This is a genomic window from Desulfosporosinus sp. (assembly GCF_014237355.1).
Lineage (GTDB): Bacteria > Bacillota > Desulfitobacteriia > Desulfitobacteriales > Desulfitobacteriaceae > Desulfosporosinus.
The window spans coordinates 1-19645 of sequence record NZ_JABZFS010000014.1 but is presented as its reverse complement, the minus strand read 5'-3'; the positions used below and the strand labels follow the sequence as shown (position 1 = coordinate 19645).

The window sequence follows — 19645 nt, the reverse complement described above, 5'->3', positions numbered from 1 at the left end:
CGAATTCTTTATATAGTTTTAGATTTTAATAATTAGGAGATGAAATTCTTGAACACTCAATTTGAAAGTGCTGTTGTAACAGAACAAGGCAAAACCATTGCCGTTGTTTCTGTTCAACCGACTGTATTCCAAAACTCGTTTAACGCATCCATGGTTATCAAAGGGTTGCTCCCAGTATTTAAAGGTATACCCGTTGTTCTTATGACGTTAGATCCCCAAGGAAAGCCCGCTTATTTCGGTAGATCAGATCTCATTCTTCTTTTGGAAAATGTTAATATCCAAGAAGCACCTTGGAAAGAAGTGTCGGCCGACATTGATTTAACTAATTCTTGTCCAATGAAAGAAGAAGCGGAAGAATAAGCAACCTAGGCTGTTATAAAATCTGTACTCTATGAGGAAACCATGGATGTTTGGACAAACCATCGCAAGATATTACATGTAGATATGGACGCTTTCTATGCCTCTGTCGAGCAGCGAGACGATCCTACCCTAATGGGAAAGCCTGTCGTTGTTGGGGGCAGACCTAATAGCAGGGGTGTAGTTTCTGCGGCATCTTATGAAGCCCGTAACTATGGGATACGTTCAGCAATGCCTATTGCTGAAGCTGCGCGACGTTGTCCGTCAGCAGTTTTCTTGCCGGTGAATGGACGGAAATATCGTGAAGTCTCTTCGCAAATCCGGCAAATATTTTTGACGTATACCCCCATGGTTGAGCCTATTTCTCTGGATGAGGCCTTTTTGGATGTTACTGGTTCTACGAGCTTATTTGGTCCTGGGGATAAAATTGCGCTAACGATAAAAGAACGCATCCAACAGGAATTAAATTTAACTGCTTCAGTAGGCATGGCCTGCAATAAGTTTTTAGCGAAACTTGCCTCAGACCTTAAAAAACCCAATGGCTTTGTCATTGTGCAACCCAATGAAATCCAGGAGTTTCTTGATCCTTTGCCTGTAGAGAGGATCTGGGGGGTAGGAGCAAAGACCGCAGAGAAATTGCATATTCATAAGATTAAAACTGTAAGGGACTTACGCAGACTGGAATTGATATCCTTAACTAAGCTATTTGGATCTTTGGGCAGCCAGCTTTACCAGTTAGCTCAGGGAATTGACGATCGTCCCGTGGAAAGTGATCGCGTCATTAAATCAGTCGGTCGTGAGACCACGTTTGAAGTGGATATTGGTGATTATGATCTTTTGGAGACGACTTTATTGAAGCTAGCCGTCGATGTGGGTCGGAGCTTACGTAAAGAGTCTCTCAAAGGAAAAACCGTGACCTTAAAAGTGCGGTATGCAGATTTTCAAACGTTAACCCGTTCCCGCACACTGCCATTGGCTACAGACCTGGATGATGTGATTTATCAAGAAGCCTGTAGCTTGTTACGAGAGTTATCCCTTAAACAGCCCCTGAGATTAATTGGTATTACCTTATCTAACCTGACTGATCAGGTACAAAATCAATTGTCCTTATTTGAGGAACCTCAGCTCGAACGCGAAAATCTCACTAAGGTCCTTGATTTAGTAAAGGAGAAGTATGGTGAGCAAAGTATTACAAGAGCTAGACTTTTGTGAATAATTGATGTAGGTCATTTGCGTTTTTATGCAGATGGCCTATTTCTTATAGACGCCTAGACGCCCATAGGAGTAAATTTTCAAGTAAGTATCTGCAGAAAGCGATGATCATAGAATTATACATAATAATGTCGATAACTTTTTTGTCAGAAACACGGCCCAACTGCGTCTATAATTATAGGTAATAGGTAACATTTACATGCACACCATTCCAGTCTTTATGGCTTTAGCGTGCCGAGAGAAAAAAATAGAAGTTAAAGGAGGGACCTTTCGAGAACATAATAGTAGCAACCTGTAGGGGCAATTCATGAATTCCCCCTAATCAAAAGAATCTATTCAAGTTCGAACTACGAATATCGAACATCGAACCACGAATTTGGGAGGTAGATAATAGAATGAAAAAGAATTGGCGTTCTTTCCTGGCTGGGATTGTTGTCGCTTGTTTACTAGTACCAGCGACTTCTGCGCCCTTAGCTTTAGCAGGAGAAACTAGTGCATTTCCAGCTGTCGGGACTTTAGCTATTCAAGCAGTGAACCTAGAAAAAGCAATTCAAATCGTTAAGACGAACTTCGATGTTCCAAGTGAATACACAGATTTTAGCTCTTCTTACAATACATACGATGATCGTCATGTTTGGGCTTTACGTTGGAATGGTACAGCGGAACGACCAGGAGAGTTCGCAGCAGAGGTAAACGCCCTAAATGGGGATATTGTAAGTATGAACTATTGGAAAAATGAAGATCAATTAGCCAATAGTCCATCGGTCCCGACCATTTCTAAAGCGAGGGCGCAAGAAATCAGCGAGAAATTACTAAGTCGTTTAATTGGAAAGCGAACTGAGGAATTACGCTTAATTCCTAATGAGTTAGAGATCGTACCCTTAAGTTATGGGCCCTTTAATTATTCGTTTCAGTATCAGCGGCTTATCAACGGTGTACCCTTCCTCAACAATGGAGTTAATGTGCAAGTTTCAAGTAGCTATGGTCACGTTACTTCGTACAATCTCAACTGGAATGACGTGAAGGCGCCTGATGCAAAGGGTGTAATTAGTATTGAGCAGGCGCAGCAGGCGTTCACTGCGGCACCATTTTTTAAACTGGAATACTGGATTCCATCCTACTATAGACCTCTGACTGTTGGGCAAAAGCAGGAAGCAAAGCTTGTCTATCGATTAAAAGGAGATAATAGTGGAGGGGCAATCGATGCCTTAACGGGTAAACCACTTCAACTAAATCCAGGAGAATGGCTGGCCACTGATGCTTACGGCGTTGGGGGAATGGGAAGTGCTAAGGAGTCAAGGTCTGGATTAGCAAATGATACAGTCCCAGTTCTGACCCCTCAGGAACAACAAGAAGTGGACCGCACGGCCAAGCTTCTTAAACAGGATGAGGCGATTGCAGCGGTCAAGCGCTGGATTGAGATTCCTACAAATCTAACGTTACGCAGTGCAAATCTAGGTAAGGAATGGCGCAGTACTGACAAGCGTATCTGGAGCTTTGACTGGAGTAATATGACGCCCAATAAAGAGCAAGGACATCCTCAATACCTGAGTGCAAGAGTCAGCGCTTCAACTGGTGAACTATATGGTTTTTCTTTCTCTACTCAACCGAACGACAAGACTGAAATGAAATTTGACCGAGCAGCCGCTCAAAATCTTGCTGAGGAGTTCCTGAAAAAGGTTCAACCCGAGCGATTTACTCAGGTTGTACTAGACCCAGAAATAGAAATGTCCAGTAAAATGAACCCGGAACCATGGAATAATCAGGCCTTCTCTTATAAACGAGTGGTCAATGGGATTGATTTTCCGGAAAATGGAATGATTGTCAACGTCGATCCTGTCACCGGCAAAGTTACAAATTTTGAACTGAACTGGTCTGAATATGATCTGCCTAGCGTTTCTGGAATTCTCAGCAAAGATAAGGCTGTAGAGTCCTTCCTTAAGATACGTCCTTTAACCCTCACCTATGTTCGTATCTATACCAATGGAATGCCGGGTGATTTACGGTTAGTCTATTTGCCAATCGTCAAAGACCGCAGTATCCAAGCCTCCAACATCTTGGACGCCAAAAGCGGAGAATTGCTTGATTATCAGGGACAACCAGTTGAAAAGGGGCCAAAACCATTTAGTTTTACGGATTTGACTGGGGTTAACGGAGCAGCAGAGATTGCAGCTCTTGGGCAAGCTGGGTTATTTGGTGATTATGGGAACAGCTTTAAACCTCTTGAGAAGATAAGTGTTGACTCTATGATGCGTGCCATGTATCTTAGCCGATTTGGAGTATGGGGAAACACTGACCTCACGGAGAAAGAAGTTATCAGTAAGGCCAAAGAGCTAGGCTGGTTGAAGGAAGACCTTAAGTCTGGCGATCCTGTAAATCGTGAATATTTAGCAAAAATTTTACTGCGCTATATTCAGCTGAATAAAATAGCAGAACTCAAAGATATCTATCAAGTTAGCTACAAAGATGCTGACCAAATCAGCTCGGATGCTCGTGGCTATGTCGCCATAGCCAGCAGTACAGGGATTATTAAGGTAGAGGGGGAACTATTAGCCCCACGCGAAACAGTAACCCGTGCTGAAGCTGCAACCGCACTGTTTAGGGCGTTAGGTTGGAGTAATTAGTATTCTCCATCAAAGTGCAAGTCCCCTCGGAACATAGTCTCGAGGGGACTTGTACTTTTTTAAACCTGGGATCATGTAAATCCATCAATGGAAAAAGGTAACACTTGAATGTTAGATGATTGATGTTATTATAAAGTCCAACTGGTACGACCAAGTTGAGTTTAAAAGAGTGTAATTATATACTTTTATCCTACAAGAATTTGTTATAGAATAGAGTAGAAGGTTTACACAATTGGCTTAAACGAGAGACTTCGCTAAAAAGGAGATAAAAATGGGAAAAACAATAGCTGAGAAAATATTTGATGCACACAGGGTAAACATGCCGTTTCCTGATACGCATGTTTTAAAATTGGATAGGGTTTTCTGTCACGAAATTACCACACCCATTGCAATCACAGATCTTATGGCAAGAGGAATGGACAGAGTCTTTGACCCCACGAAAATAAAAGCTGTCATAGACCATGTCACACCTGCAAAAGATTCTAAAACTGCCGAACAGGGAAAGATCCTACGGGATTGGGCTAAAAGGCATGGTATTAAAGATTTTTTTGACATTGGAAGAAATGGTGTTTGTCATGCAATATTTCCGGAAAAAGGATTCGTCAGACCAGGTTATACAGTAATTATGGGGGATTCCCACACATGTACTCATGGAGCCTTTGGAGCTTTTGCCGCAGGTGTCGGAACGACTGACCTTGAAGTAGGTATACTAAAGGGTGTATGTGCCTTCCATTTTCCTAAAACAATTAAATTTGTGCTTAATGGCACCTTAAAACCTGGTGTTTACGCAAAAGACCTGATCCTCTTCATTATTAAAGAATTGACTGTAAACGGTGCAACAAACATGGTCATAGAATTTACGGGACCAGTTGTCGATGCCATGTCAATGGAATCACGTATGACATTGTGCAATATGGCTATTGAAGCCGGAGGTACTTGTGGTATATGCTATCCGGATATGACAACCGTCGAATACCTTTGGGAATTCATTAAAGACGAATTTAATACAAAAGAAGACGCTTTGACAGAATACTCAAAGTGGATTTCCGATGCAGATGCTTCCTATGAAAAGGTATATGAATATGATGTTACGAATTTAGAACCAATGGTTACTTTCGGATACAAACCAGACCAAGTTAAAACAGTCAATGATATGTCAGATACAAAAATTGATCAGGTTTATATTGGAAGTTGTACCAATGGTCGTATAGAAGATCTGAGAATTGCTGCAAGTATCCTAAAGGATAAAAAGATCAGTGATGAGGTACGTGCCATTGTAAGCCCTGCAACGCCTGATATTTATTCCATGGCCTTAAAAGAAGGAATCATCGAGATTTTTCAGAATGCTGGTTTTTGCGTTACAAACCCAACCTGCGGAGCTTGTCTTGGCATGAGTAATGGGGTCCTAGCCAATGGTGAAGCCTGTGCTTCCACAACAAACCGTAATTTTAATGGCAGGATGGGGAAAGGCGGTACAGTTCATCTTATGAGTCCTGCTACCGCTGCAGCTTCTGCCCTTGAAGGAAAAATAACAAATTCTCAGTTATATAAAGCATAAGCACAGGAGGGAAAAATGAAAGAATTTAGTGGAAAAGTCTTATTCCTAGATAGAAGCGATATTAATACAGACGAAATTATTCCGGCACGGTATCTTACTGAAATCACTAAAGAGGCCTTGAAACCTTATTTATTAGAGGATTTGACTCTTGGTGGTTTTAGCAATGAAGATATTAAGGACAAAGCTGTGATTCTAACAAGAGCTAATTTTGGTTGTGGTTCCTCCAGAGAGCATGCTCCATGGGCGTTAGAAGTGAACGGAATCAATGTCGTAATTGCTGAAAGCTACGCAAGAATCTTCAGACAGAATATGTACAATTGCGGCATGTTCGCTATAGAATTGCCAACAGATAAGATCCAATATCTTTTTGAGAACTACGCTGGGAAAGATACCTCAATAACCATTGATATTGATAATAATAAAATTATTGTAACTTCATCAGACCAATCAGAAGAAATTGGTTTTAGTGTCGGCGAGTTTGACAAGACCCTTGTCAAAGAAGGCGGCTGGGTTGGTTACGCAGATAAAAACTATTGATTCAAAAATAGTAGTTATGCTTAAGGCACTGGGACTTTGGTCTCAGTGCCTTTTTTGATAGATCAGAAAGTACAAGTTTAACGGAGCACAGCGAAGAATCTTATTTACCCGAGTTTTGGTACAAAGCGGGATAGATTCTTCACTACGTTCAGAATGACAGGATACTTCGTTTTATATGGATGGTTCCTTAACAAAGGACCTAGGCGCAGCCTCGGCTTTTTTTAAGATTTAGCCCCAATGAAGGTACGATTTAGGTTTAGAGATGAGATCCTAGCATTAAACACCCCTTCTTAATGAAGGGGTGTCTCGAAAATTCGATATTATCCAAAGGATCGAAAGATTATGTTCTTAGAATAGTATCTAGTACACTTAGAAGTGACAATTAATGCTATAATTAAAAATGAACATGACAGCAATCAATCAACACTAATTTTTAATCCTGATAATCTCTCCGATGGTTGAACAAGAACCATTTGGCCTGTTTGATTAAACTGGAACTGATAGGATTCCCCAGAAGTTTGTCCAATCGCTGTTTTCCAGCTAAAGTTATTCATGGCCACACTTGGATCTCCACCGCCATTAGGGCTGCTTGTCCAAGCTACGACAGCATCAGGATCAACAACACAGGGTGCTTCAAGCATGAGAGGATTACCATCGGTTATTACGGCAACTTGTTGAGGCAGGTTAGAAATGTTGGTCAGGACAGTGGATGCTAATCCTTTTTGTGATAATACTCCACTCCCTACAAAGCGGACATCGTATTTAAGCTCGGTAGGAAAAGCGAGCAGGTTTTCACTCTCAACGGATAAGCAATCCCCTGGCTCAAGTTCGAAAACTGATACATGATAAGCATTTTTGGCTAAATATATAATGCCTGAACCTTCAACGGTCATGAGTTCAATGTTTTCCCCGGTTAGTGATCTTTTTGCCAGACCTAAGAGAGAGCCCATTAATCCTCCGCCATTGTCTGGGCCAAGCAACATTTTGTCAAACTTAAAGTTCCCTTTAAAGGCAATCATGGCCCCTTTTTTTGCAATAAACTTTCCAGTACCTTCTATTTTACAGCTTAGCTCTTCCTCTACATTAAACTTAAACACCTGCATTGCCTCCTTATTACTTATAGTCTCTTTAAGTATTCCGGTAGATATTTAAAATATATAACAAAAGGGCTAATAGTACAATCCGATGTAGTATACATAAGTGTCAAAAGCTGAGGGAGTGAGAGTAATTGAAAAAGGACTTAAACTATGTAGGACGAACTTATCCAATTCATGATGCAACGCAAAAGGTCAGAGGAAGTTTAGAATACTTAAGTGACATGAAGCTGCCAAAGATGTTATATGCCAAACTACTCTTAAGTCCAATTGCCCATGGGCTCATTACTAGAATTGACCCTAGCAAAGCAGAAAATCTCCCAGGGGTTATTCGAGTTTTTACACATTTGAATACGCCCAAGAAAACCTACAGTCGCTATAGAATAATACCTGACCAAGAGTATTGCTTAGAAGATGAGCGCCTCTTAACTGAGAAAGTAAGGTTCGTAGGGGATCGAGTGGCGGTTGTGGTGGCTGTCAGCAAGGAGATTGCTAGGCAGGCCATTGAACTAATTCAAGTGGAATATGAAGCATTGCCTGTTCTAAGTACACCTGAGAAAGCCCTGGATGACCAGGAAACAAAAATCCATCCCGAAGGGAATTTGCTTCATCAATACCAACTTAAACTAGGTGAGCAGCTTCCACTTCCTGATGATTGCATTGATATTGAAACTAAAACCAATACTCAAAAAGTGCATCATGCGGCAATGGAAACCCATGTCTGTCTGGCGGACTTTGATAGCTCTGGAAAGCTGACTCTTTGGGCGGCTTGTCAAGGGGTCTTTGGGGTGAGAACAATTGTCGCAGATTTATTAGAATTAAGCTATAACAAAGTACGAGTTATTAAAGTACCCATGGGCGGATCCTTCGGCGGAAGGCAAGAAACCATCTTGGAACCGATTACTGCTTTTTTAGCTAAGGAGGTTAAGCACCCTGTCAAATTGACTTTAACGAGGGAAGATACTATTATCTCTACGATGACTAGACCGGCCACGTCCTCCAGAATAAGAACCAAGGTTACTAAAGAGGGAATTCTTGTGGATTGCAGTGTAGAGACTATTGTAGATGCTGGAGCTTATGCGACCAGTTCCATTGACAATACCTATGTAATGTCCAAAAAGATCTGTAAGTTGTATAGAATCCCTTACTATGAACATTCGGGTAAGACAGTCTACACTAATACGCCGGTTGCAGGTGGAGCCCGAGGATGGGGAGCCCCAGAAATCATGACGGCCATAGAGATTCATATGGACGCTGCAGCTAAACAGCTTTCTATGGATCCTGTAGAATTGAGACGACAAAACCTTGTCCATCCCTATGACTTCGACAAATCCTCGCATATTTCTCTAGGCAATGCCCAAGTGATCGAGTGCCTGGAGAAAGGTGCTGAAGCCTTTCGTTGGAGTGAACGATTTACTAGGGTTTTAGATCAAGGTAGATTTCGCAGAGGAGTGGGATTAGCCTGTGCAGCCCATAAAAACGGTATGTATGGTGGGTTTCCTGAGCATAGTACGATGACCCTTAAAATGAATGAGGATGGCAGTTTCATTCTTAATACCGGTCTTCATGAGTTAGGATGTGGAACGATTACTTCGATCACACAAATTGCTGCAGAGGTTTTAGATATTGATCTTAGTAATATTACCGTTTTAGAAGCTGATACAGAATACGGTCCTTATGATTTTGGCTCCTATGGAAGCAGAGTAACCTATATATGTGGTGCTTGCGCCTTTGAAGTTGCAAAGCGAGTAAAAGAGAAATTGTTAGAATGTGCGGCTTATAGTTTGCAAAAGCCTAAGCAGTATCTAGAGTGCAAAAATGGGAGAGTGTGGGTATTAGGAAACGAGCAGAATTCAATAAGTTATCGCGACATTGCAACAACTGCCAAAGTTAAGGACAATACGGACATTGTCGTTACTCATACCTATCATGGGACATCGAATCCTGGCGCCTATGCAGTGCATTTTGCAGAGGTAGAAGTTGACACTGCAACGGGAAGGGTTAGGGTCCTCGATTATCTGGCGGCTCATGACATAGGTAAAGCAATCAATCCTGGGATGGTCGAAGGACAGATCCAAGGCGGCGTACAAATGGGAATCGGCTACGCCTTATATGAAGAAGTCAAGGTAGGGAACGATGGTAGTATCCTAAGTAGCAGCTTTAAAAATTATCATGTTCTTAATGCTCCGGACATGCCCAAAGTCAAAACCCTCTTAATTGAGCAAGGTGGAGATGAAGGGCCGTATGGTGCTAAAAGCATTGGAGAGATTGCCTTTGTTCCAGTTGCTGCGGCCATAGTCAACGCCGTTAATCACGCACTTGGAACCTCTATGTCAAACATGCCTCTCACACCAGAGAAGATCTTAGCTGTTTTGAACAAGTAGCTCGAGATTCGGGGGTTCGATGGACATATAAGGGGTCTGTAAAACTTAGAACCACGGTTTTGAGGAGAGTCATAAACGTGGATGAATAGCTTGAATAGCAGAGAGTTAGGTGGAAATCATGCAAATTGAGTTTAAGATTAATGGAAAAGAACATAATATGAATGTTCCTTCGACCATGAGGTTAATTGATCTATTAAGAGAGGAATTGGGGTTAACAGGAACTAAAGAGGGTTGTGGTGAAGGGGAGTGCGGATCTTGTACCGTACTCATGAACGGTAAAGCTGTAAATTCCTGTCTAGTCTTTGTGCCTCAGATCAGAGGGCAGGAGATCCTCACAATCGAAGCCTTAGAAAAGGATGGACAATTGGACCAACTCCAAGAATCTTTCATTAAAAATAGCGCTATCCAATGTGGTTACTGCACACCAGGAATGTTGATGTCGGCCAAGGCACTTTTGATGGTCAATCCTCATCCAACTGAAGATGAGATTAAAACTTCAATTGCCGGTAATCTATGCCGATGTACCGGATATAACAAAATAGTGCAGGCGATTCAAGAAGCTGCTACACAAGATTAAGCGTGTAAAAGAACCGTCCCCGCGACACGCCAAACGTGTCAGGGGGGCGGTCCTTTTTGACACGCCATAACCCAGATCGTCATCCTGAGCGATAGCTAAGGATCTAGATCTCTTTCAGGATGACACAGCCTTTGAGTTGCTTTAAGAGGAGAATCAATATGAACTATGATTTTGATCGGATTATTGATCGTCGTCAGACTTGTTCAGTAAAATGGGATTTTAATCAACAGATATTTGGTTGCGAGGACGTTTTGCCGTTGTGGGTTGCGGACATGGACTTTGAAGCACCCGAAGCTGTTGTAGAAGCCCTGGTTGACCGTGCCAAGCATGGGATATTTGGTTATTCTAATGGAATGGATGGTTATTACGAGGCCCTCATTGCTTGGCTGCGTGATCGCCATAGTTGGGAGATACGGCGAGATTGGATCTCATTTAGCCCAGGAGTTGTCTTTGCATTAAATGAATTGGTACGTAGTTTGACTAAGCCTGAGGATAAAATCCTGATTCAATCCCCGGTATATCCGCCCTTTTACAAAGCGATTAAAAATAATGGTCGAGAGGTTGTTAATAGTCAACTTAGGGTCGCACATGGGCGGTATGTCATGGATTTCGAGGATTTAGAAGAGAAGTTTTCAAGCGGTGTTAAGATGATGATTTTATGCAACCCACATAATCCCGTGGGGAGGGTTTGGGAGCGTGAAGAACTTAATCGTTTAGGTCGGCTCTGCCTGGATCATAAAGTCATAGTTATTTCAGATGAAATTCACGGTGATCTTATCTACGAAGGGTATCACCATATTCCCTTCGCTTCACTTTCCCCAGAGTTAGCCCTGCAATCGATTGTTTGTACTGCACCTAGCAAAACATTTAACTTAGCTGGTTTACAGACTTCGAATTTAATCATTCCAAACGCCGAGTATCGTCAAGCTTATGAAGCGTCACGCGACTTGACTGGGATTCATAATCCCAATGTGTTTGGCATAACTGCTTTAGAAGCAGCTTATCGGGAGGGCGGAGACTGGTTGAATCAGCTAATGCACTATTTGAAGGAGAGCGTGGAATTCCTTAAGACATCCTTCGCCCAAGAACTCCCACAGATTAAGATGATTCAGCCTGAGGGAACGTATTTAGTGTGGTTGGATTTTCGAGAGCTAAAAATGGAACCTCGTGAATTACAAAACTTCCTTGTACACAAGGCAGGAGTGGGTCTAAATCCTGGCTTTCACTTCGGTCCCGGCGGAGAAGGTTTTGCCCGGCTAAATATTGGTTGCTCTCGTTCAGTCCTTGAAGAAGGTTTTGAACGCATTAGAGCTGCTATTGGTGAATTGGCCTAGCGAATGGTCATTAGATCCTATGAAACTCCTGAGTCTTAGAATTTCAAAATTCTTAGACTCAGGAGTTTTTTACGTTCTTCAAATCACCTTTTGATTTGGTAAATTTACGAATTGCTCACCGATTAAGATCCCTCCCAATACACTATTAAAAATAATGATGCGTGTAGGGGGGGATGCCATTGAAACCTGTCGTAGAAGTTCAGAATGTTGGAATGAAATATCAATCCTTAAATGGGGAAATAACGGCTTTGGAAAACATTAATTTTTCAGTCAGAGATGGGGAGTTTGTAAGTATTGTTGGCCCAAGCGGTTGTGGTAAGTCCACCCTATTATCAATTATTTCCGGGCTAATTTTCTCAACCTCTGGAACGGTTTTGTTATCTGGAGAAAAGGTCACGGGGACGTCTCCGAAAATAGGATACATGTTACAAAAGGATCATCTTTTTGATTGGAGGACCATTTATCAAAATGTCATGCTTGGTCTTGAAATACGTAAAAGTGTTACTAAAGCGGCGAAGGACCGCGCCGCAGCTCTCCTTAAGACATATGGACTTTACGAATTCAAAGATAACTATCCCAATCAGCTTTCGGGTGGAATGAGACAAAGAGTCGCTCTTATCAGGACGCTAGTAACGGATCCTCAAATCCTGTTATTAGATGAAGCCTTTTCTGCCTTGGATTATCAAACTAGGTTGGTTGTCAATGATGATATTTATAGCATTATCAAAAAAGAAAATAAAACTGCACTTTTGGTTACCCATGACATTTCCGAGAGTATCAGCATGTCAGACAGAGTTGTTCTATTATCGAAACGTCCTGGTACAGTTAAAGAAATCTATGAAATCAATCTCAACAATGATAATAGAACCCCCTTATCCACTCGAGAAACACCAGAGTTCAGATATTATTTTCAAGAGATTTGGAAGGGGCTTGATGTCCATGTCTAATCTTCAGGAAAAGAGAAACATTCACATGGATCAAAGCTTAGACATTTCTCAAGAGCACAAAGATTACTTACACAAGGTTCGAATGGAAAAGATATCTGTTCGACTCATACAATTATTGATTTTCGGAATCGCCTTGTTACTTTGGGAACTATGTGCTAATGCTAAAATCGTCGATCCTTTTATCACAAGCCAACCTTCAAGAGTTTTTGCTACAATGGTTAATTTGTATCAAGATGGTATGCTGTTTCACCACATTGGAATTACTTGTTTAGAAGCCTTCGTTGGTTTTGTTTTAGGAACGCTAGTAGGCACGTTGATTGCAATTATGTTATGGTGGTCTGAATTTTTGTGTAAGGTTTTGGAACCGTATTTAGTCGTTCTTAATAGCTTGCCAAAAATCGCCCTTGGACCAATTTTTATAGTTTGGATTGGTGCAGGACCTGCAGCCATCATCGTAATGACGTTAGCCATTTCTCTTATAGTCACTGTTTTAGAGGTTTTAAATGGATTTCTAACGACAGATCAAGAAAAAATTAAGCTTGTTCAAACATTTGGCGGCACAAAATTCCAAGTTCTCACGAAGGTTCTACTGCCTGCGTCCTACCCTACTATTATCAATGCCCTTAAGATTAATGTTGGTTTATCCTGGGTGGGGGTTATTGTAGGTGAGTTTTTAGTATCTAAAGCCGGGTTGGGCTATCTCATTGTATACGGAGGGCAAGTTTTCAAATTGGACCTAGTTATGACTAGTGTCATCATCTTGGGTGTGGCAGCGACTGTTATGTACCAGGGGGTGGTTTACCTTGAAAAGGTACTCGTGAAAAATAAGTTTTAAGAAGCTACTTTCCAGTAATATGTGATATGTGAAATATACTCACCAAAAGAAGGAGGATCCTCATAATGAGAAAGAAAAATAGGTTTATGCTAGTACTTACTGCGCTGATTCTAGGAGTTTCCTTAGTGCTATCAGGCTGTACTGCTCAACAACCCGAGCTTACAAAGGTTAAACTGTCCGAGGTTACACATTCCATCTTTTATGCGCCACAGTATGTAGCTTTAAGTAAAGGCTTTTTTAAGGAAGAAGGACTAGATGTTGAACTAACAAATGGTCAAGGTGCGGATAAAGTGATGACTGCTGTGCTTTCGGGCCAAGCTGACATAGGTTTTGCCGGCCCTGAGGCGAGTGTTTATGTCTACAACGAAGGCAAAGAGGACAACGCTGTCGTCTTTGCACAACTGACCAATGGAGATGGAACCTTTCTGATGGGTAGAACCCCTGATCCTGATTTTCAATGGAGCGATCTAAAAGGTAAAGATGTTATTGGCGGACGTAAGGGCGGAATGCCCGCAATTGTCCTGCAGTATGTGTTGAGTAAAAACGGTCTCACGGTTGGAAAAGATGTCTCTATCGATACCACAATGCAATTTGCTGCTATGCCAGGTGCCTTCCTTGGAGGACAAGGGGATTATGTGATTATCTTTGAACCTACGGCATCCAGCATGGAAAAAGAAGGTAAGGCATATATCGTAGCTTCCCTAGGTAAGGATAGCGGCGAGATTCCCTATACAGCTTATTTCGCTAAAAAGAGTATGATTGAAAAAAATCCGGAGCTTATTCAGAAGTTTACGAATGCGGTTTATAAAGGCCAGCAATGGGTAGCAAGTCATTCGCCTGAGGAAATTGCCATGGCTATTAAACTTCAATTTCCGGATGAAAACGATCAAATTCTCGTCAGTGCAGTAAAGCGTTACAAGGAACAGAACTCTTGGAAGAAGGATCCGGTTCTAACCCAAAACGATTTCTATCTTCTGCAACAAATCATGAAGGATGCAGGAGAACTTAATAAGACCGCACCTTATGAAAAGGTAGTAACAACTAAATTTGGAGAAAACGCAATAAAGACGATCAAGTAAATCGTTAACCGTTGAACATTAGGGATCAGGCTCTCGGCCTGGTCCCTTCTCAGTTAGTAAGAATTGATTGACAGAAATTCTTCTATCCTAGATAATATAATAATCATGATCTCAAAGAGGAGTTAATGAAATGATTCACATAAAAAATTTAATAGCGTTGCTGCGGGAGAAAATCAATGAGTAAGCTTAACAAAGATTCTACTGGATTTGCCGTACTTTTAGTCCTTATTTCCACCTTGGGGTTTAGTTTTTATCCGATTTTAGGGAAAGTAGTCTTCGTGGGAGGCGCTAGTCTCTCTACAGTTTTATTTCTTAGATTTACCATTGCAGCACTTATTTTCTGGGCGATCATTATTAGCCGAGAAGGATTTCCACGATTGCCTTTAAAAACCTGGCTTGTATTATGGGGCATGGGTGGAGTTGGATATTCTATGATGGCCGGTCTTTACATATCATCGGTCCTATTCATTCCCGCCTCCTTAGCTGCGTTACTATTGTATGCTTATCCTGTAATTGTCACAGTATTAGCGGTTTTGACGAAACAAGAGAAGTTCTCTATTTATAAACTTATTGGCTTGATATTATCAACCTTTGGCTTAGTTTTAGTTCTAGGATTGGCCTTTAATGGAATTAATTATGTTGGAGTTATGCTTGCCCTTGGAGCGGCCTTTGTTTATGCGATTTATATATTGATAGGAAATAAAGTCTTGGAAACAACAACCCCTTTAGTTAGTACGACAATTATTTCCACGTCTGCTGCACTTACCTATGGGGTTATCGGATTGCCAATCGGTGGTTTGACTTGGAATCTTTCTTGGGGCACCTGGATGGGAATTGGTGGAATTATTCTGTTCTCAACAATAATCGGAATGCTGACATTTTTTCAAGGTATCAAGCGTATAGGCGCCACATCTGCGTCAATTATAAGTATGACTGAACCCGTGATGACGGTTGTTCTAGCCGTTCTCATATTTAATGAACATCTTACTCTTATGCAAACAGTAGGTGGGATTTTTGTCGTCATAGGAGGGATTTTAGCCGTTCTATCTCCCGCTCCGAAAATAATCCAGCAGTTAAATTCCTCAACTAATTAGAGAGGTTTCTCTAGGACACAGTATTTTTACCGAAGATTTAGCAAAGCCTTTTACTCACCTCAAGGTGACTAAAAGGCTCTTGCTTTTAGACTCTAAAACAATTGTTGTTACTGTTTTGGTGATCCACTGTGGTACAATAATAGTAAGGTTTATATCTTTATGTACGAAGACTGAGATAGAAAGAAGGAATCCCAGTTGGAAAAACCGAGTTTACTTCAACTCCAAAAATCAAAAACGGGTGCACTTCCTAAGCTTTGGAGTCGATTAAGCATTATCTTATTAGTCTTAATCATTTTGACCACCGGAGGAATCACCATTTACATTTCCTCATTAGATATAAGTAAACTACAAACTCCTCTGGCTCATCCCTCTTATCTTTACGACCTAAAAGGTAACCGGGTTTCTCAACTATCATCCTCAAGAATAGAACCTATTACTGACCAGCAAATTCCGCTCTTCATGAAGAATGCTATTATTGCGGTAGAAGACCGTCGTTATTATGAGCATAAAGGGGTCGATCTTCGCTCTATCTCCCGGGCTTTATATAGAGATGTGATATCTGGCGATTTTTCTGAAGGGGGAAGCACGATCACCCAGCAATTAGCTAAAAATCTTTTTTTAGCTTCGGATAAAACCCTTGCTCGAAAACTCAAGGAAGCTGCCTATGCCTTAAAAATCGAGGCGGTTCTTAATAAGGATGAAATTTTAGTCGCCTACCTTAATCAAATTTATTTTGGCGAAGGGCGTTGGGGGCTGCAAAATGCAGCTCAAGTCTATTTCGGTAAAGATTCTGAGCAGCTAACCTTAGAAGAATCCGCTTTGCTCGCTGGTTTGCTCAAAGCACCTACTAACTATTCCCCCCTCAGCAATAAAGAAAAGTCGTTAGAGCGAAGAAATCTGGTACTTACCTTGATGAAAGAACAGAATTATATAACTGCTGCCGAATACGAAACAGCAGTTGTTCAACCGATCACTCTGAGAAAAGGGTCTCTAAAGAATCTTTCAGGTCAATATGCCCCCTATGTTGATTATGTCATAGAAGAAGCCATTGATCGTATTGGCTTTACAGAAGAACAAATCTTAAATGGAGGTCTTCAGATATATACTCAGATGGACCCTTTGGTACAAAAAGCAGCCGAAGATGTCTACGAGGAAAGCCATTATTTCCCCAAAGGAACGCGCGACCAAATTGTTCAAAGCGGAGTAGTGATTATAGACCACACAACAGGAGGTATCAGGGGATTAGTAGGATATCGAGGGGAGAGAGTATACCGTGGCTTGAATCATGCAACCTCGACCCAACTCGAGCGTCAACCTGGTTCTTCTTTAAAACCATTTTCGGTTTATGGCCCAGCCTTAGAAAAGGGCTATTCTCCGGATTCTATGGTCAGTGATCATCCGCTAAATATTAATGGATATGCTCCCAAGAATTACGACAACCAACATCGGGGATATATAACCATGCAAGAGGCTGTTCGTCATTCTTGGAATATTCCTGCAGTTTGGTTATTGAACGAAATTGGAATCGCTAGTGGGGTTGACTTCACTCAACGCAGCGGAATTCCTTTAGAAGAAGAGGATCATACCCTCAGTTTAGCCCTCGGGGGTCTTTCCAAAGGGGTCACCCCGCTGCAAATGGCACAAGCTTATGGAATGTTTGCCAATCTAGGGATTATGAATAAGGCCTATGCCATTAGTAAGATAACCACCAAAGATGGTACGGTAATTTTTCAAGCACAACCAGAAGCAGTTCAAGTGACCACTCCAAGCGTAGCCTATATGATGACCCTCATGTTACAAGACGTAGTCATCAATGGAACCGGGGAAAATGCCTATCTCTCTCGACCGACAGCGGGTAAAACTGGTTCCGTCGAGCTTCCCCATACCGAGGAATTCAAAGGTATCAGCAAAGGGGTTAAAGATGTTTGGTTTGTTGGGTATACACCGGAACTTACGGCAGCGGTTTGGATGGGGTATGATAACACAGATCGCAATCACTACCTTACAACTTCAGGAGGATCTGAACCAGCTGTCGTATTCAAGGAAATATTATCTCGAGCCCTAGAATCCACCCCAGTTGTTCCCTTCGAAATTCCCCAGGAATATATTGAGCAAAATAAATTTTCCAATAAACTATACAAGTGGTACAAAGAGAATTTTTATCCTCAATCACGATATGAGGATCAGTTTGACGACGAAGACGAAGACGAAGACAAAGAAAAAGGCAAAGGAAAAGATAAGGGAAAAGATAAAGATTAGGGTCTAAGAAAGGCGAGTTGTAAGACGAATAATCAATTGTGTATCGATACTATATTCGTGGATAAGGAGAGAATAAACCATGGCAGAGTTCAAGGAAATTAATAGTCCCCAGGATCTGGAGGGAATTCTAGAGGAATCCCGTCTACGCAAAATAATCATCTTTAAACATAGCACTGCCTGTCCTACGAGTGCAAGGGCTTGGCAGGAGGTTCAGGATTTTATTCAGGAAAGTTCGGATGAAATCTTAGTCGTCATGATTAAGGTAATTGAGTCTCGATCAATTTCTAACCAATTAGCTGAAACTTTAGGAGTAAAGCATCAATCCCCACAAGTATTGCTTTTAAGTAATCGGCAGATTTTATGGCATACTTCCCATCAGACAGTGACCCAAACCAATATTAAGAAAGCCTTAGAGGGTGAAATATCCCCTTTTAATCAAGCCTTTTAAACAATGAAGGGTGGATGATCGTGAAGTATACTGAATTTGAATTTAGCGTTGATAGTGGAACGGTACTCTATGCTAAAGAGTGGCAGCCAGCAACTAAATCCCGAGGCGTGATCTGCCTTATTCATGGTTTAGGAGAACACAGCGGACGATATGTTAATATGGCACAATACTTAACCCAAGCGGGTTATGTTTTATTGGCCTATGATCAACGGGGTCATGGTAAATCCTTGGGCAGGCGTGGGTATACGCCCTTCTATGACACGCTATTGGACGATATCGACCGTTTTAGACGTGAATCTATTAAACGTTTCCCAGGCTTACCTACCTTTCTATATGGTCATAGCCTAGGAGGCAACTTAGTTCTCAATTATGTCCTGCGTCGACGACCGGAATTTGCAGGAGTGATTGTTACTAGTCCATGGCTTAAGTTAACGGTTGAACCTCCTAGGTTGCTTATAGCGCTATTAAGGTTATTAAATAGACTATGGCCCACCTTTTCATTACCTAGCGGGCTTGATTTAAAAGCACTTTCCCGTGACCTAAACGTGGTTGATGCCTACAAAGCTGATCCACTGGTTCATAACCGCATTTCCATTCGTCTTTTTGTGACCATGGATCACGCAGGGCGGTGGGCGCTGAAAAATGCAGCAAAGTTCGATCTTCCCTTGCTATTAATGCACGGTGAAGCTGATCGTATAACCTCCTCTGAAGCTAGTAAGCAATTTGCTGGCCAGGTTCCGATGGATTGTACTCTGAAGCTTTGGCAAGGCCTGTATCATGAACTTCATAATGAACCAGAAAAAGATGAGGTACTAGCTTATATCGTTAAATGGCTCGAAAACTATTCATAGAATGTTTATAAGTTTTCACAATAATTATTGAGGTGTTCATATGGAGGCGACTAGGCAGTTATATTGGAATATTGACGGGAAGTCCCTAATGTATAGTTTTGCTCTGCTAGCCTTCGTCATTTTTATAATCGGGGTTACAAAAAAGGTTAGGCGATGGAAACAAGGAAGGCCTATTAAGTACGATCATTTGGGCATGAGATTTAGGATGTTTTTTTCAATGATCTTTAGGCATGATAAAGGGGTTTTCAGGGGGACGTTTCGCCGCTTTATGCATTTAGGGGTTTTTTATGGATTTATCGTCTTAACCTTCGGAACGTTAGTTATTGCGATTCAGGATCATTTTGGAATACCGCTGTACTATGGAATGAAGTATTTAGTACTAAGTTTGCTGCTCGATTTGTTTGGACTTATAGCTATGATTGGTATAGCTATGGCTGCCTATAAACGATATATCG

16 protein-coding genes and 1 pseudogene are annotated in these 19645 nt (G+C 41.5%); 16 read left to right on the top strand and 1 reads right to left on the bottom strand.

Translation table 11 applies throughout. The annotated features are described in order from the left end of the window. Positions 1 to 48: 48 nt before the first annotated feature. The 5 genes from HGJ98_RS02800 to HGJ98_RS02780 all read left to right on the top strand — a co-directional run bounded on the left by HGJ98_RS02800 (position 49) and on the right by HGJ98_RS02780 (position 6288). Entirely contained in the window at positions 49 to 360 is a 312-nt protein-coding gene (locus tag HGJ98_RS02800; RefSeq protein WP_291349505.1) for a hypothetical protein, read from the top strand. Positions 361 to 402: 42 nt separating this feature from the next. Continuing rightward, on the top strand, positions 403 to 1569 hold the full coding sequence (gene dinB / locus HGJ98_RS02795; RefSeq protein ID WP_291349504.1) for a DNA polymerase IV: 1167 nt from the start codon (positions 403 to 405) through the stop codon (positions 1567 to 1569). A gap of 395 nt (positions 1570 to 1964) precedes the next feature. Then, positions 1965 to 4193 carry a YcdB/YcdC domain-containing protein gene (locus HGJ98_RS02790; protein ID WP_291349503.1) on the top strand — a complete coding sequence of 743 codons (2229 nt, stop codon included), beginning with the start codon at positions 1965 to 1967 and terminating at the stop codon, positions 4191 to 4193. 271 nt (positions 4194 to 4464) lie between these two features. Continuing rightward, positions 4465 to 5751 carry a 3-isopropylmalate dehydratase large subunit gene (locus HGJ98_RS02785; protein ID WP_291349502.1) on the top strand — a complete coding sequence of 429 codons (1287 nt, stop codon included), beginning with the start codon at positions 4465 to 4467 and terminating at the stop codon, positions 5749 to 5751. 15 nt (positions 5752 to 5766) lie between these two features. After that, positions 5767 to 6288, top strand: coding sequence for a 3-isopropylmalate dehydratase small subunit (locus HGJ98_RS02780; protein WP_291349501.1), 522 nt, complete (start codon positions 5767 to 5769; stop codon positions 6286 to 6288). Positions 6289 to 6704: 416 nt separating this feature from the next. Here HGJ98_RS02780 and HGJ98_RS02775 read toward each other — a convergent pair whose 3' ends face one another. Beyond that, positions 6705 to 7385 (bottom strand): AIM24 family protein, encoded by a 681-nt coding sequence (locus HGJ98_RS02775; RefSeq protein ID WP_291349500.1) that lies wholly within the window; start codon positions 7383 to 7385, stop codon positions 6705 to 6707. Positions 7386 to 7516: 131 nt separating this feature from the next. On the opposite strand from HGJ98_RS02775, the gene HGJ98_RS02770 reads away from it, so the two are divergent. From HGJ98_RS02770 to HGJ98_RS02720, 11 genes and pseudogenes are all read left to right on the top strand, one after another. Continuing rightward, on the top strand, positions 7517 to 9766 hold the full coding sequence (locus HGJ98_RS02770) for a molybdopterin cofactor-binding domain-containing protein (protein WP_291349499.1): 2250 nt from the start codon (positions 7517 to 7519) through the stop codon (positions 9764 to 9766). Between the two features lie 118 nt (positions 9767 to 9884). Beyond that, positions 9885 to 10343 carry a (2Fe-2S)-binding protein gene (locus tag HGJ98_RS02765; RefSeq protein ID WP_291349498.1) on the top strand — a complete coding sequence of 153 codons (459 nt, stop codon included), beginning with the start codon at positions 9885 to 9887 and terminating at the stop codon, positions 10341 to 10343. A 158-nt stretch (positions 10344 to 10501) separates the two neighbouring features. After that, entirely contained in the window at positions 10502 to 11677 is a 1176-nt protein-coding gene (locus HGJ98_RS02760; RefSeq protein ID WP_291349497.1) for a MalY/PatB family protein, read from the top strand. Between the two features lie 179 nt (positions 11678 to 11856). Next, positions 11857 to 12624, top strand: a complete 768-nt coding sequence (locus tag HGJ98_RS02755) for an ABC transporter ATP-binding protein (RefSeq protein ID WP_291349496.1) — start codon at positions 11857 to 11859, stop codon at positions 12622 to 12624. Further along, positions 12617 to 13459, top strand: coding sequence for an ABC transporter permease (locus HGJ98_RS02750; RefSeq protein ID WP_291349495.1), 843 nt, complete (start codon positions 12617 to 12619; stop codon positions 13457 to 13459). Before HGJ98_RS02755 ends, HGJ98_RS02750 begins: the two co-directional genes overlap by 8 nt. Before the next feature lie 65 nt (positions 13460 to 13524). Further along, positions 13525 to 14538: an ABC transporter substrate-binding protein gene (locus HGJ98_RS02745; protein ID WP_291349494.1), complete on the top strand. Its 1014-nt coding sequence runs from the start codon at positions 13525 to 13527 to the stop codon at positions 14536 to 14538. Positions 14539 to 14714: 176 nt separating this feature from the next. Further along, positions 14715 to 15632, top strand: coding sequence for a DMT family transporter (locus HGJ98_RS02740; RefSeq protein WP_291349493.1), 918 nt, complete (start codon positions 14715 to 14717; stop codon positions 15630 to 15632). Positions 15633 to 15827: 195 nt separating this feature from the next. Then, positions 15828 to 17891, top strand: coding sequence for a transglycosylase domain-containing protein (locus HGJ98_RS02735; RefSeq protein WP_291349492.1), 2064 nt, complete (start codon positions 15828 to 15830; stop codon positions 17889 to 17891). Positions 17892 to 17970: 79 nt separating this feature from the next. After that, positions 17971 to 18339 carry a bacillithiol system redox-active protein YtxJ gene (ytxJ, locus tag HGJ98_RS02730; RefSeq protein ID WP_291349491.1) on the top strand — a complete coding sequence of 123 codons (369 nt, stop codon included), beginning with the start codon at positions 17971 to 17973 and terminating at the stop codon, positions 18337 to 18339. A 20-nt stretch (positions 18340 to 18359) separates the two neighbouring features. Next, entirely contained in the window at positions 18360 to 19190 is an 831-nt protein-coding gene (locus tag HGJ98_RS02725) for an alpha/beta hydrolase (protein ID WP_291349490.1), read from the top strand. 217 nt (positions 19191 to 19407) lie between these two features. Continuing rightward, a pseudogene (locus HGJ98_RS02720) lies at positions 19408 to 19645 on the top strand (Fe-S oxidoreductase); the annotation flags it as partial.